The sequence below is a fragment of the Dechloromonas hortensis genome (assembly GCF_009469765.1).
Taxonomy (GTDB): domain Bacteria; phylum Pseudomonadota; class Gammaproteobacteria; order Burkholderiales; family Rhodocyclaceae; genus Azonexus; species Azonexus hortensis.
On record NZ_SSSQ01000009.1, the window covers coordinates 135,461 to 150,235 of the forward strand.

Below are 14,775 nucleotides of genomic sequence, written 5' to 3' on the forward strand. Positions count from 1 at the left end.
CGTCATTCCCGCGCAGGCGGGAATCCAGAAAAGTCCAGGCACAGGATCTCCGCCTGCGCGGGGATCACGAATATGAGGCTTCCAGCGTTAGCCGGTAGCCTCCCGAAAGGCAATTCCTGCTGCATCCTTGGCTGAAAGCGAGGGCATTCCGTCAATCGGCCAGGCAATGGCCAGATCCGGGTCATTCCAGGCAATGCAGCGCTCATGGGCCGGCGCATAGTAATCGGTCGTCTTGTATAGAAATTCGGCCGTTTCCGACAGGACGACGAAGCCGTGTGCCAAGCCCGGCGGAATCCACAATTGCTTCTTGTTGTCGGCCGAGAGAATCTCGCCAACCCACTGACCGTAGGTTTTTGAGTCTTTTCGAATGTCGACCGCAACATCGAATACTTCGCCCTGCACGACGCGCACCAGCTTGCCCTGCGGCTGCTGCACCTGGTAATGCAGGCCACGCAGGACGTTTCTGGCCGACTTGGAGTGGTTATCCTGCACGAACCGGACATCGAGCCCTGTGGCTTCGTGAAAGGCCTTCTCGTTGTAGCTCTCGTAGAAGAAGCCGCGCTCGTCACCGAAGACCTTCGGTTCGATAACGAGGACGTCGGGAATGGCGGTCGGTGTTGCACGCATCAGAATACCTTTTCCTTCAGAACGCCCATCAGATACTGGCCGTAGGGATTCTTCAGCATCGGTTGGGCCAGCTTTTCCAGTTGGCCGGCATCGACCCAGCGCTTGCGATAGGCGATCTCTTCCGGACAAGCCACTTTCAGGCCCTGGCGCTTTTCGATGGTGGCGATGAACTGGCTGGCGTCGAGCAGGCTTTCGTGGGTACCGGTATCGAGCCAGGCATGGCCGCGGCCCATGACCTGGACATTGAGTTGCTGGCGTTCGAGATAGACACGGTTAACGTCGGTGATCTCCAGTTCGCCACGCGGCGATGGCTTGAGATCACGAGCGATGTCGAGCACCTGGTTGTCGTAGAAGTAGAGGCCGGTGACGGCGTAATTCGATTTCGGCTGTATCGGCTTTTCTTCGAGACTGATCGCCTGCCCCGCCGGGTCGAACTCGACCACCCCGTAACGCTCGGGGTCATGCACGTGGTAGGCAAAGACGGTGGCGCCGCTCGGCTGGGTGCCGGCGGCAGCGAGATCGTTGGCGAATTCGTGACCGTAGAAGATGTTGTCGCCGAGGACCAGCGCGCTGTCGCCATTACCGACGAAGTCGCGGCCGATGATGAAGGCCTGGGCGAGGCCGTCCGGGCTGGGCTGGATGGCGTATTGCAGGTTCAGGCCCCATTGACTGCCATCGCCAAGCAGTTGCTGGAAGCGCGGCGTGTCCTGCGGCGTCGAGATGATCAGAATGTCCCGGATACCGGCCAGCATCAGCGTGGTCAGCGGGTAGTAGATCATCGGCTTGTCGTGGATCGGCAGCAGTTGCTTGGAGACGGCGAGCGTGACCGGGTAGAGCCGGGTGCCGGAACCGCCGGCGAGGATGATGCCTTTACGCATGGAGTTGTCCTTCAATCAAAGTATTTGTTGCATCACGTGGGCCAGGCCGTCTTGCCAGGCGGGCAATTCGAGTCTGAAGGTCTGGCGAAGCTTGCCGGTGTCAAGGCGGGAGTTGGCTGGACGCGGTGCGGGCAGCGGGTAGTCGCGGGTGGCGATCGGCTGCACGTCGTCGGCGCTCAGCTTGAGCGGCCGGCCGGCGACCTGGGCGGCGCGGATGACGGTCTGGGCGTATTCGTGCCAAGTGGTACAGCCAGAGGCGACCAGGTGGTAGAGGCCGAACGGGAAGTCAGCCCGGCCCTGGCGTTGGTACTGGCCGAGGATCTGCGCCGTAACGTCTGCAAGCAGCGCGGCCGAGGTCGGGGCACCGAACTGGTCGGCGACGATGTTCAGGCGGTCGCGCTCGGCAGCGAGACGCAGCATGGTCTTGGCGAAGTTGCCGCCGTGCGCGCCGAACACCCAGCTGGTGCGGAAGATCAGGTGATCCGCCCCGCTCGCCTGCAGCGCCTGCTCGCCGGCCAGTTTGCTCTGACCATAGACGCTTTGCGGGTTGGGCGTGTCGTCTTCACGGTAAGCCCCCTCTTTGCTGCCGGCGAAGACGTAGTCGGTGGAGTAGTGGATGACCAGCGCGCCGCGGCGGGCGGCTTCTTCACCGAGGATGCCGGGGGCCACGGCATTGACGGCGTGGGCCAGGGCGGGTTCGGATTCGGCCTTGTCCACCGCGGTGTAGGCGGCGGGGTTGATGATGACTTGCGGCTTGAAGTCGGCAATCAGTTGGCGGATGGCGTCCGGGTTGGAAAGGTCACATTCCTGATGGTCGACCGCAGCAATCTCGCCCAACGGCGCCAGGGCGCGCTGCAGTTCGAAGCCGACCTGGCCGTTCTTGCCGGTAAGCAGGATCTTCATGTCAGGCGCCGTATTGTTTGCCTAGCCACTCGCGGTAGGCACCGCTGGTGACGTTGGCGACCCAGGCCTGGTTATCGAGATACCACTGCACGGTTTTCTTGATGCCGCTCTCGAAGGTTTCGGCCGGTTTCCAGCCGAGTTCGCGTTCGATCTTGCTGGCGTCGATGGCGTAGCGGCGGTCGTGGCCGGGGCGATCCTTGACGTAGGTGATCTGGGCCTTGTAAGGCTGGCCGTCAGCGCGCGGGCTGAGATGGTCGAGGATGGCGCAGAGGGTATGAACGACGTCAAGATTGGGCTTTTCGTTCCAGCCGCCGATGTTGTAAGTCTCGCCCAGGCGACCGGCTTCCAACACGCGGCGGATGGCGCTGCAGTGATCCTTGACGTAGAGCCAGTCGCGGATTTGCTGGCCATCGCCGTAGATCGGCAGCGGCTTGCCGGCCAGCGCGTTATGGATGACGAGCGGGATCAGCTTTTCCGGGAAGTGGTAGGGACCGTAGTTGTTGGAGCAATTGGTGGTCAGCACCGGCAGGCCGTAGGTATGGTGGTAGGCGCGGACCAGATGGTCGGAGGCGGCCTTGCTCGCCGAGTAGGGGCTGTTCGGTTCGTAGCGGTGGGTTTCGGTGAAGGCGGGGTCATCCTTGCCGAGCGAGCCATACACTTCATCGGTCGAGACGTGCAGGAAGCGGAAGGCGGCTTTGGCCTCGTCAGGCAGCCCGCCCCAGTAGGCGCGCACGGCTTCGAGCAGGCGGAAGGTGCCGACGATGTTGGTCTGGATGAAGTCTTCCGGGCCGTGAATGCTGCGGTCGACGTGCGATTCGGCGGCAAAATTGACCACGGCGCGCGGTTGGTGCTCGGCCAGCAACTTAGCGATCAGGTCGAAGTCGCCTATGCCGCCTTTGACGAAAAGGTGGTTTTTGTTGCCTTCGAGGGTGGCGAGGTTTTCCAGGTTGCCGGCGTAGGTCAGCGCATCCAGGTTGATCACCGGTTCATCTGACTGTGCCAGCCAGTCCAAAACAAAATTGCTGCCGATAAAGCCGGCGCCGCCAGTTACGAGAATCGTCACAAAACACCTCTTATTTAATCAAACATCATTAATATGCTGAATTTGGTGCAATCGGGCAATAAGGCAAATGGATCATTCGCAAGCCATCAGCGAAAAAGCCCCTTGACCCCCGGTGGGGAAAAAACAGGAATCCGGTACTTCTGCCGAAATATCTTCAAGCTACGCAAATGCATTTTTCCAGCGTTGCTTAAGGGCCCCGCGCTGCTTGAACGCTGATGGTCGTGAATCAGGCGAACGTTAGGTGCGCAGACTACCCTGAGGCCCGCCCGCCATACTCGTGCACACAGATCGACATCTTCCATGTAAAGAAAATAGGCCTCATTCATACGACCAATTTTTTCGAACAAGGATCGACGAATGACAAAACCGGTACCCATCACCCAGTCGGCATCGAATGGCAGTCCCTTATCCCAAGCCGTGAACATCATGTGCCGATCAATCATTGGCTTGATCGGCCAATAACGCCCTAAAGGCGTACGCCGACCAACAATGTCGAGAACGCTGTAGAACCGCCGCGCCGAAAACTGCCGTTCGCCATTGGGATAGGTCAGGTCAAGGCCGACCAAACCAATGGTCTTATCCGTTTCCATGAGTTCCAGGGCACGTGAAATGCTCTGATCAACGAAGTAGGTATCCGGATTCAGAACAAGCAAAAAATCGCCTGTAGCCAAAGCAGCCCCCACATTTACCCCCGACGAAAAACCGCCGTTGCGCTCCGCCAACACGAGCCGGACATCTTTCGGCAATGCTGCTTTCAAACGGGCAAACGAATCATCCGGCGAAGCGTTCTCCACCACGATGATATCCTGGGGTTGCGCAACCCCCATCTCAATGATTGAGGCAACGCATTTCAGCGTCAGATCGGGGGTACGATAATTGACTATTATCGGATTGATTTTATTCATGAAATAAACGCTCAGCGAAGTTGGCTTGCAAGCTTTGGTTCCACAGCCAGCAAACTGCGAACCAAAATGTCGGCGGAATTTTCCCAAGTAAATCGATTCAACACCGCCTCACCCGCCTGCCGACGCCGGCCGCTCTCCGTATCGGCAGCCAGTGCATCAAACGCCGCGGCCCAAGAACGACGGTCACCCAACTCAACGAACAAGGCAGCATCGCCCAACACCTCGCGGTGCACCGGAATTCCCGAGGCGATGACCGGCGTGCCGCACGCCAAGGCCTCCAGCGGCGGAATTCCGAATCCCTCCCACTTGGAGGGATAGAGCAAGGCGGCCGCCCCCTGATACAAACGCAGCAACTCATCCCGTGAAAGGTAATCCAGAAACTCGACCCTGTCGGTCAGCCCACGAGAAGCCACGAGCTGCTCCAGATGTTCGCGGTATCCGCCCGAACACGAAGTCACCAGAAGACGAAATTTCGGCGACCACATCTCGGACATCGCAAGAACCTCATCCACGTTCTTGTGCGAATACCTGGCGCCGACCATCAGGAGATAAGGATCGCCCTCCCGCGCAGCCGGATTGGCAGAAAACGACGTGGTATCCACCCCATTGGGAACAACATAAATCCGATCGGCAGGGTAACCATAGGTTTGAGCCACATCCTGCCTTGTCGTTTCGGAAACGCAGAACACCGCGCGGCACTTCTTCAACAATCTCGGCAGGCCGAACTTGAAGAACAAATACTGTGGCTTATGTTGCGAAGGGAAGCGGAGACAAATCAAATCATGAATCGTGATGATCTGATCTCTTACCCCGGGCAAACCATGGTGCGTTGGGGAATAAACCAATGAGCCCGCATCGAACGAAAGCGAACGCATCCAAAGCTGCCGACGAATCGCCGCCAACTTCCCGCCACCGATAGCAACAGACTCAGGAGCCTTAACCAGAACCTCGCCCGGAGGACATGGGCTCTGCCCGGCAATGAAGGACGCAGTAAAGCGGCTCGCCAAAGCCTGCGAACAATGCCCCGAATACACACCCAGTCCGGTTGGCTTGGGCCCCAGCATGGATAGGTTAGCGATCAATTTCATACCGTTATTCACTCGTTCAATTTCTTGGCTGCAGCCAACTAAGCTCTTCAATCTGGAAACCGTGCTGCTGACCGGCCTCACCACCGTACCCCCCCCAACCAATCATGACTTCGCGGACATTGTTCAAATCCAGCACTCCATTGTCATCTCGCCCCCAGGGGGCCGCATGAGCCAGATTGAACAACCCTGACAACTCTTTCCTGTCAGTACCGGGTCGCAAATCGATCATCCATACACCACCACTTTTCTCAACCAACTGAGCCATCAAGGGTCGAGGAACAGACGCTACTGACTGAACATCACTTACCTGCAAGCGAATGCCCGCAAAAGAGCGCAAATCAACCTCTCCCACTTGGGCTGCCGCAAAAGCCCACGATTCACCCCGTTTAAGAATTTTCGTGGTCACCTCAATCGGTGGGCACCCGGCATTCGAGTTACTCAACAGTCGAATCGCCATGTCCTGGTTATTCGAATGACGCGCCACCCATTTCGGGCATCCGGCGGCACTCAACATCGAACGTGCCTTCAACGAACCCGACGAAGCGACATCGGGGACGACGGCAATCGTCGCCCGATCACTGGCAGTTCCATCAGTCACTTTGACGCCAATATGGCTCTGCCCTACCGCGATCAAACTGGCTTTAAAACGGCATGAAAAAGACACTCCATTCGCATTAAGGCTCGGCAAGGTTTGCTTCGGCAGCGAAGTGATCTCAACGCCACGCCCAGCAAGGCATTCAAGACTCGGCACCACACCATCCCTACCAAAAACCACGCCCGTCAACTCGATCGGCACATCGTCCGGCACGCTGATTACGCTGCGATTTACCCCCGGGCTGCGCTGACTTTTTCCGTCAACCGTCACATTTGCAGAGATACGCAATGGTGCAGGCCCTCGCAAACCTCGGCCGGGAAGATTCACGACAGTAACGCCCGCCGGCAAAGCCTTTATCCCGGATACAAACACCGGCTTGGCAGCAGAAACCTCAGCCTCAGACGCCGCATGCGCCTCCCCGAAAATATCCCTCACCTCGATACCGGCCCCCAATCGGGCGAGGCCTACGCCATCACCCCACACAACGGCCACGTACTCGCCATTTGGCTTACGGAAATAGACCGAACGACCGTTCCCTGACCGTTCCGTTGCGGCAACATTGGCCCCCGCCAGATGGCGCGTCAGCATTGCCAAAGCGAGATACGCCGGGCGTGGCGAATGGTCTTCGTGAAAAATTCCCCACGTATGCAACTCCGCCTCTACAAGCTCCCGCCAGAAAAAATAAAAAACGCGCTCATATCCGGCTGCAAAACCACCGGCATAGGTCTTCACCAAATAAGCGGCCTGCTCAATCTCAGCCTTCCGCCACGCCCCTTGCACATCCCGACGCAGTGAATACCCCATCTCCGTCAGCCACCCGGGTACCTCACTCAGCCCCGCATCACGCTCCAGGGCAAGCAAATGAGTCTTTTGAAAATCCTCAATTTCCGCCTGCTTCCCGTAATAGTGCTGGTTACGGGCATCCATGAAAGCCGCAACGTCGTTCTTATATATTTCCTCGAAAAACTTACCGGGCTGGCCAGCCGCGGCACCAATCAAGACCCGTATCCCCGGATCAACCGACTTGACCCCCGCGCTGAACGCCTTGAAACCACTCGCATAGTGATAGGGATAGCCAAGAAAAAAATCACTGTTCTGCTCGTTCCAATACTCGACGCTACGAACGAACTGCCCCAATCCCAACGCGAAGCTCCGCCCAAAGGTAAAAGCCGCAGCATCATCCATGGGCGGCAGGCGATCCCAGGTTAAGGTCGCGCCCCCACCAAGCCGCGACCACGTCGGCGAGTCATGAAAAACCTGAACAGACTCCATGCCTTTTTCGGCAACTGCCTTGGCAACAGGAAGGTACAAACTCCAATCGCTTTGGTTTCTGCTCGGCTGAACCTTGCTCCACAGCATTCGATCCCGGACGGAGCCAATGCCCGCCAGTCGCATCATTGCAAGCGACTGCTTAACCTCCTCCAAACCGCCGCCGTACCAACTCAGAGCGGCGTCCATGCCAAACCTAGGTTCATTCGGTACAGCACCAGACGGCAAAACAACCAGAGACGAAATCCACTTAGCAGCAGACCCCGCTGCTGACTCAAGCTTTACAGAAACGTCGTAATAGCCGACCGGCAACCGCCCTAAATCGACATCAACGCGCTCTCCGCCTCTGGAGGAAACCCGGCGCGAAACACTCACTTTGCCGCGATGATCCTTGAGTTCCAGCGAAAATGCCCCGGCAATGGCAGGCACGCTGGAAAAATGCCAGCGCGAAGTCGAATCGGCCGTGATCACGGTTCCATTCACAGCCTCACCAACGATAACGCTACCTGGCGATACCCGAAGATTCGAAATCCCCCAACGGCCGCTCCCCTCTTTCTTTTTGCTCTCTACCGCGGCAACAACGATCAGGCGCTTTGCCCCGGATGGAACAGCCACCGATTCATCAAGAGCAAACGAAGAAAACGTCCCGAGCCAAGGACCGCGCCTCGCAGTCCACACACGCTTTCCAAATGCATCAATAAAAGCTATCTCGAGATAGCCTCTGGCCAAGACCAACGACGAGGTTAGTTCCCCAGCGACATGAATAGCGGCCTCACCATTCAATGCGCACTCCAACGCAACCGATTGCTTGACCCGAGCCCCCTCTGCAACAACGGCAAGCTCCTTGGCTGATGGAACGCAATCCAGCGACGAAGCAGCCAAGCTAGCCAGCGATAACCCGAGGCCAAACAAGAGCAGGATGGGGCGCAACAGCCTCAGCTTCATCTAGGCGGAACCTTGCGCAGGCCAAACAAAACCGCTGCCATCAGCCTCGCATGGCCCCATCGCCCCTGCAGACAACGGCGCAATATCTGTAGTAGCGAAAAGCAGAACACACTCGGCAAGGCCCACGGATAAAACTTCCGTGTAAAAACCAGGCGATTTCGAACACCATAGTATTCGGCTAATAAACTACGCCCTTCGCTTTTACCTGAACCAAGCGCCGCACCTTCTTTATGGTAAACAATAGCGTCCGAGGCATAACCCAAGCGAAAGCCCTTCTTCCGCGCTCTTATCGCCCAGTCGATTTCCTCGTAATAAAGAAAATAGTCTTCGGAAAGCGGCCCTACAGTTTCGAGAAACTCCTTGCTGACCAACATTGAAGCGCCGGAAACGTAACTCATGCGCTTTTCAACCGACTGTTGATCGATCGGGAAACCAAGTTGAGTACGGTTGCCAATTTCCCGAACAGCCCCTGTCCATTTCTGATACTCAGCGCCCCCGTAGGCTTGAATGGTCAGCCTATCGAAATCATACACGAGCGTACTACCACAAATCCCGATATTCGAATTTCCATTCATTCGTGTGAGCATATGATTCAGCGCACAAGGCTCCACAACCGTATCGTTGTTAAGAAACCAGAAATAATCCGCTTTAATGAGAGGAGATGAATACTTAAGGGCGATATTATTACCTCTCGAAAAACCTGAATTTTCTGAATTTATAACCAATGTCACTAAAAGCTTATTTTGATAATTACCTTTTTCAAAATAATCTACAACTTCAACAGAATCATCGGTGTGCCTACAACGGGGCTCGAACGTAGCCCCCAGGAAATTCTTAAAAATTTCTGCCGAGCCATCCTGCGAAAAATTATCACAAACAACCAAATACCAATTCGAATCCGCAGAGTTCTGTATAGAGGATATGCAAGCACAAGTGTCGTTAGCGCGCTTCCAATTTACTAGAACGATTTCGGTCAGCATGACACATCCATTATTAAATTAGGCCAAAAAATAAACTTATTACACAAAAACCGTCGGGAAGCATAAAAAAACCCAGCAAACTGAGTAAATCAAACAAAGCGACGCTGCCGAATCATTTCAGCACAAACAATATGTAAGCAATATATAACCCCGCTAGCCGAGGACACTAAATATTGATTAGTAAACCCTCCAATTACAAACATTGATAAGGTCAACAACAATATGTAATGCTCTTTGAAACGCTCGCTTTTTAAAACAATCCAATAGATGTAACCAAGTAGAAAAACTAGAAATAAAACTCCAACCGAGCCTAACTTTGCAAGAAAGCCAACCCATTGAACCTCGTAGCTATAAGGCACAGAGGGATCTCGTATTACATTCTTCGAATACGCGCCGAAGCCTTTCCCAATCAGTGGGGAATCGCTCCACTCATCAAGCAACGCTGCGATTTGCTCGACGCGAATATCATCGCTTACTGCCGAACCAGATGACCTAAAACGTTGATCAAAGGCTCCTGCCAACCACTCTGCTGACAAAACCAAAACGAGCAAAACAGCAAAAATTGCTATTAGCTTTCCTCGGAATTTAAGGTTATAAACAAACGAGAAAAACCATCCAATAAACAACAACCCAAAAAGCAATCTTGAGAACGCAAACACTACGCAAGCCAAGCCAACGAAAAAAAATGAAATCTTACTTACTTTGGAGATACTCGAAAAACACCGTGGCGCCACCACCATAAATATCAAAAAAAACACAACCAAGTAATCGTAAATAATTAAATTAATTCTAACCAACCCACCAAAAATACCTGATGAAACTATTCTATAGCCAGCCTGATTCAAAATAAAATCATAAACCTGATCAAATGACAAAACTCGTAAAACCAAGCCAAGCACGACTAGAACTTTCCATGTAGCAAAAATCAGCGCACCGTAAAACGAATACGAAACGATTGTTGTGTAACTTACCTTTCCGCTATCTGTGGCAACGATAGCCAGTAAAACAACAGTTACCGCAGTAAACATACCAGAGGCTTCTTTTACGACGTAAGGAAATGGGGTTACAGCCTGAAAAGAACCAATCAAAACATAAAAAGATATATAGCAACAGAATAAAAACAAAACGACGAGCAGACCACTTTTTATAGCCATTTCGCCACGCCACCATGCCAGAGTTATCATCACTAAGGTGGCAACATACGCAGCATGTTTAAATGGAACCCCAAACAAAGCTCCTGAAGGTAATGCCGCAGAGAATAAAAGCAGAAAACCTAAGGATATTGAAATAAATTGACCAACACCCCCCCCACCATTCTCTTTAGGGCAATCAATTACACGAACAAAGCGCACAATTATTTTCTCATTTCAAACAAATTGCGCAATCCACAATCCGCTTGATTTATTACTTTTCCAGACAACGAAACGCATTCTGCACCCCCGACACTGAGGACCTTCGCAATTAAATCATTGTTGCCATCAACCGGTAGCGCAGCGGAAAACTCGTTCAAATCCCAAGTATTTAAATACTCCTGCAGTTTCCTAACCTCTCCTGTATAAGCAAGGCGAGGAATGCCAAACGACATAGCAGTAATGGCACCGTGTAAACTCGTCCCAATATATATGGCGGCCGAAGCTATCGCAGCCATGATTTCCCATACAGAGCCATTAAACATTGGATAAACATTACATGCTGCCGGAAGATGACGCCGAACTTTTTCTAACGCGATGTGATCTTCATGAGCCGTAGCCGTTCCAATCGCAAGCAACATAATTTTGAGGCCTTGTTTTGAAGCAATATCCGACACTGTCTTTGCAATGATTTGCTCGCGACCTTTGACAAACTTCGTTCCAATTTGGAAGACCAGATATTGACCGGAGTTTTCGGCCAAATAGTTTCTTAACTCATCCCTCACGCGCGTCAGTAGTGTGGGAAGGGGAAAAATCCGGCTCATGACCACTGCAGAGTCCGGCATTAGGTCGGCGTGTATTCCAAATTTGGCAAGCGCGTCGCGCGTCGCACAGTCGCGAACCGATATATAGGCAGCCTTTTCCAAACCACGACGAAGTGCCTCTAGATAACCCGGACGCAAGGAATCTATCTCAGCCCCGCCAACCGCGTTGTAAACCACGCCAACACCTTCGGGAAGCCCACCCTCTGGCACTACAAATGGCTGCGGCCAGGATAAGCCTGCAATCCTTCGAGCAAGAGTATCCGTCGTTCGCTCACCTAATAATTTTCGAATAGCGCGTACCGTCAAATCCGTTCTCGGCCCGAGCAAATACCCCAGGATTGCGGTCCAGCGAGCGTCTAGAACTTGTCCCCCGGCAATAACGAAGCGATCACAACGCTGAACAAGCCCGTTGCTGAATGCATCCTTAATGCTTATCGTCGGCAATCCACCTTGATTTGAGAAATCGCTTTCAGCAATTGCTAGATTATAAATATCGGAACCTGGGCGATATTGTTTGGCAGCCCACTCCACGACCAAGGGAAATAGAAGGTCGCCATAGTTGAATCGGTCCGTTGCTCCGTATATTGCGATTTCGTTCATTTGTCGGGCTATCTATCCAGTTTATTCAAAATTATTAATCGTTCTTAGTTCAGATCGAGCGCATAGCGACAAGTCGAAATCCGATCAAATGGATTACTGCTGCCGCCGCAATGCACAAGGCCAACTTCGTTTCCGAAAATCCACCTGAAATTGAAAGCATGGAAATTGCAGCAAAAATAAATACGACTAAAGCAATATGTATAAATGTTCTTGATTTTTGTTTTTCAAAAACAATTAGCTTAAATCCATCAATGGAGGACAGATATCGAAGCGCAACAATCAAACCAATAATCGGCATGATATTCGCCAATGTTGAAAAGTCATTTCCAAACAACAAGACAGGGATGACATCGGCACCCAGCCAAAATATTAGGGGCGAAGCCATGCTTACAGCCGCAATTGCAACCAGCATCAATTTTGGCGTTTTAACGATTCCGGTTTTTTTCTGTGCAACAAGGGTCGGAATAAAAACGTTCGACAACACTGGCAATCCTGACAAAGCAGCCTGAACAAGCCGGCTACCCGCCATATAAACCCCGGCAGCGTCAGAACCCAATACGTATTTGGCTATAAGTACATCGATATTGGTTAGCAATTGTACGGCTCCGCCATCGACTGCAAACTTGAATCCGCTTCTCAAGGTTTTGGCGGCTCGCCTAATATCAAAGAATATTGCGATTTTGCTTTCGAAACCAACCGCGTACTTGGCTGCCAAGAACTGGTAGTACAGCACCAGCATTCGCACAACAAGCATTACAAGGCATACAACAATCAAGCTATTTGTGAAATAACCAGCAGTCGCACTTCCAACACTTGCTACAAATGTTGCAAAAAAGGAGCGCAACGCTTCGTTCTGGTAACTTCCTCTAGCCCGCAACATCACACCAAAAAAATCTATCAGCGTTGCAAAGGCACACGCTATTAATAGAGGAATAATCCAATATAAACTTTTATGATCGCTCGAGTTGAATAGAGAAAAAACTATCGCAAGAATAAATAGAATGCCAACCAGTATTGACTTAGCTGCTATTAGTCTTTCCCCTTCCGTCTTTATATTCTCAGACGAATCGGATACAAGACGAATTAGGATTTGTTGAGCAAAGCCATAGTCTGACAGGGCTGCCAGTAATATTCCGATGGTGTACCAGTACGTAAACTCTCCGAACCCTGCCGGCCCCAGCATTCGCGCAAGCAAGGAATAGAGAATCAATACACCGATAAGCCTAGATGCAGTTGTTCCGCCAACAGCCAGCAGATTCCAAAAAGAACGACTGAGTCTCACGGATTAATCCTTGAGCGCTCTAGTGACACCAGACAAAATTGTGGTGGCTGAATTCGAGGAAACGGTGTCGCCAATAAATTGCGAGCGATCCACTGGATCAAGTGCACCGATCAAATCATCGACAAATTGGTCTTGTAGTTGGTAAGCGGCCACGGTGTCATCTTCAATAGATGAAACTCTGAACAGCAGGCCATCCGGAATGCGTCCGCGCAAACCAAACTGCACTCTCGCCAAGTTCTGTTCAATGGCGCCTCTAGCGAGTTTGTCTCCGACACGAATCCAGTATGTAACCGGCTCCACACGCCGCCCTTGTCGCGTTTGAACGCGCATCACGGGGATATTGCCGAAGCGGGTCTGCATTAAGTCTTTCTTGATACCCAGCAATTCGAAGCCTTGTGCTGGGTAGCAAACCTCGGGCTTATGAATTTGATTCTCATGCCTTTGGTCTGCGCTGTACGCGATTGAAAGCATGATTTTTCGGCCGCTTGAAGCTTGCACGTATATTTTGGCCACGACTTCCGAGTACAGTTCTTTCAGTTGTTCTTCTTGCTGTGGATTAACAACCAGGCTTCCTTCATTTTCCTCGGTAAGCCAATCCCCGAATTTATTGGGGATTATTTTTTCGTATCCCTTTTGTGATGACGGATCAACTTCGAAGTGCGTTGGCTTCAATACGATTGCCAATGCGGCAGCAATGAACATCAGGGCCAGCAATGACAGGTTTCGGAATGACAGGCTTTGCATGGTCATGCCGCACCTCGGGCTGTTGCGCTTTTCCATCGCCGCTCAGCGAACTGCAGCAAGGAATCGACCCCGATGATGATGAGCAAGGCCGTGATGAACAGCACCAAGCCAGCAAACCCATGTAGAAACCCCTGCCCAGCTGCATCGCCAAAATGGTAGGTAATGAGCGTCAGGGCCATGACCCGAATGACGTTGGCGATGAAGGATATTGGAATGATCAGGATGGCAAGGGTCACGTTCCGGAACAGGGAATCGTGGCGCACGACGTTGAGATACAGCAAGCCAAGCGCTTCAAGTGTGAAAAGCGTTTGTAGGCCGGCGCAGGCATCTGCAACCAGTAGTTTGTATTGGCCGATCTGCAGGATGACGCCGGTGCGCGAGATGGGGTAGCCCACCCAGTAGAGGACGTTTTCGGCGACGTAGGAGACGGCCATTTTCATAGGTAGCGTGAGCGCATCAACGAAGGTGCCGGGCAGCGGAATCATGAAGAGCAGGAAGAAGAGCGGGAACCATGCTGCGCGCGCCGCGGCCCAGCCGCGCAGGATAAGCAGCAGGCTGATGATGACGAAGATTTGCGAGCCGACTTCGAAGAGCAGGATGTCTTGCGAGCGGCCGATTACGTAGAGCAGCAGGCCCAGGACGAAGAGCGGCCAGCCGGTTTTGGCGGGCTGGGCGGCCAGTTCGTGGATGACCGGGCCTTGTTTCCAAAGGAACCACAGGGCGACGCCAAGGATGATGGGACCGTGGGCCTGCGCTTCGGCGGCCCAGATGGTGCGGGAGAGGTCGACCCAGGTGGGGACATAGAGGGCAATTAGGCCGATGAGGATGGGGAACCATTCGGCCATGACTAGGCGGCTCGAAGCCGAAAGTGCCGGGGTGTTATCTGCCATGGGATTTATTGCCAACCCCTTGGCAACTGATTGCTACGGTCAACCGCAAATT

At 53.0% G+C, this 14,775-nt stretch carries 13 protein-coding genes; all 13 read right to left on the reverse strand.

Annotated features, from left to right (window positions below; genetic code table 11):
* Positions 1-87: 87 nt before the first annotated feature.
* The 13 genes from rfbC to xrtB all read right to left on the reverse strand — a co-directional run bounded on the left by rfbC (position 88) and on the right by xrtB (position 14,723).
* Positions 88-627 carry a dTDP-4-dehydrorhamnose 3,5-epimerase gene (rfbC, locus tag GH663_RS14845; RefSeq protein WP_066884254.1) on the reverse strand — a complete coding sequence of 180 codons (540 nt, stop codon included), beginning with the start codon at positions 625-627 and terminating at the stop codon, positions 88-90.
* Entirely contained in the window at positions 627-1,505 is an 879-nt protein-coding gene (gene rfbA, locus GH663_RS14850; RefSeq protein ID WP_153132479.1) for a glucose-1-phosphate thymidylyltransferase RfbA, read from the reverse strand. The genes rfbC and rfbA overlap by 1 nt, the downstream gene beginning before the upstream one ends.
* A 15-nt stretch (positions 1,506-1,520) precedes the next feature.
* A complete protein-coding gene (gene rfbD / locus GH663_RS14855; RefSeq protein WP_153132480.1) occupies positions 1,521-2,408 on the reverse strand; it encodes a dTDP-4-dehydrorhamnose reductase in 888 nt (295 codons plus the stop codon).
* 1 nt (position 2,409) lies between these two features.
* Positions 2,410-3,471 carry a dTDP-glucose 4,6-dehydratase gene (rfbB, locus tag GH663_RS14860; RefSeq protein ID WP_153132481.1) on the reverse strand — a complete coding sequence of 354 codons (1,062 nt, stop codon included), beginning with the start codon at positions 3,469-3,471 and terminating at the stop codon, positions 2,410-2,412.
* An 86-nt stretch (positions 3,472-3,557) separates the two neighbouring features.
* The gene (locus GH663_RS14865; protein WP_153132482.1) at positions 3,558-4,376 is read right to left on the reverse strand and encodes a glycosyltransferase family 2 protein; all 819 of its coding nucleotides are present in this window, start codon (positions 4,374-4,376) and stop codon (positions 3,558-3,560) included.
* An 11-nt stretch (positions 4,377-4,387) separates the two neighbouring features.
* Positions 4,388-5,464 (reverse strand): glycosyltransferase family 4 protein, encoded by a 1,077-nt coding sequence (locus GH663_RS14870; RefSeq protein WP_153132483.1) that lies wholly within the window; start codon positions 5,462-5,464, stop codon positions 4,388-4,390.
* Positions 5,465-5,480: 16 nt separating this feature from the next.
* Positions 5,481-8,273 carry a hypothetical protein gene (locus GH663_RS14875; protein WP_153132484.1) on the reverse strand — a complete coding sequence of 931 codons (2,793 nt, stop codon included), beginning with the start codon at positions 8,271-8,273 and terminating at the stop codon, positions 5,481-5,483.
* Positions 8,270-9,253, reverse strand: coding sequence for a glycosyltransferase family 2 protein (locus tag GH663_RS14880; RefSeq protein WP_153132485.1), 984 nt, complete (start codon positions 9,251-9,253; stop codon positions 8,270-8,272). The genes GH663_RS14875 and GH663_RS14880 overlap by 4 nt, the downstream gene beginning before the upstream one ends.
* A gap of 89 nt (positions 9,254-9,342) precedes the next feature.
* Positions 9,343-10,605: an O-antigen ligase family protein gene (locus tag GH663_RS14885; RefSeq protein ID WP_153132486.1), complete on the reverse strand. Its 1,263-nt coding sequence runs from the start codon at positions 10,603-10,605 to the stop codon at positions 9,343-9,345.
* Positions 10,606-10,607: 2 nt separating this feature from the next.
* Positions 10,608-11,807: a polysaccharide pyruvyl transferase family protein gene (locus GH663_RS14890; protein ID WP_153132487.1), complete on the reverse strand. Its 1,200-nt coding sequence runs from the start codon at positions 11,805-11,807 to the stop codon at positions 10,608-10,610.
* 49 nt (positions 11,808-11,856) lie between these two features.
* Positions 11,857-13,089: an oligosaccharide flippase family protein gene (locus GH663_RS14895; protein WP_153132488.1), complete on the reverse strand. Its 1,233-nt coding sequence runs from the start codon at positions 13,087-13,089 to the stop codon at positions 11,857-11,859.
* Between the two features lie 3 nt (positions 13,090-13,092).
* Positions 13,093-13,869, reverse strand: coding sequence for an exosortase-associated protein EpsI, B-type (epsI, locus tag GH663_RS14900; protein ID WP_153132489.1), 777 nt, complete (start codon positions 13,867-13,869; stop codon positions 13,093-13,095).
* The gene (gene xrtB / locus GH663_RS14905) at positions 13,836-14,723 is read right to left on the reverse strand and encodes an exosortase B (RefSeq protein ID WP_153132490.1); all 888 of its coding nucleotides are present in this window, start codon (positions 14,721-14,723) and stop codon (positions 13,836-13,838) included. Before xrtB ends, epsI begins: the two co-directional genes overlap by 34 nt.
* Positions 14,724-14,775 lie beyond the last annotated feature (52 nt).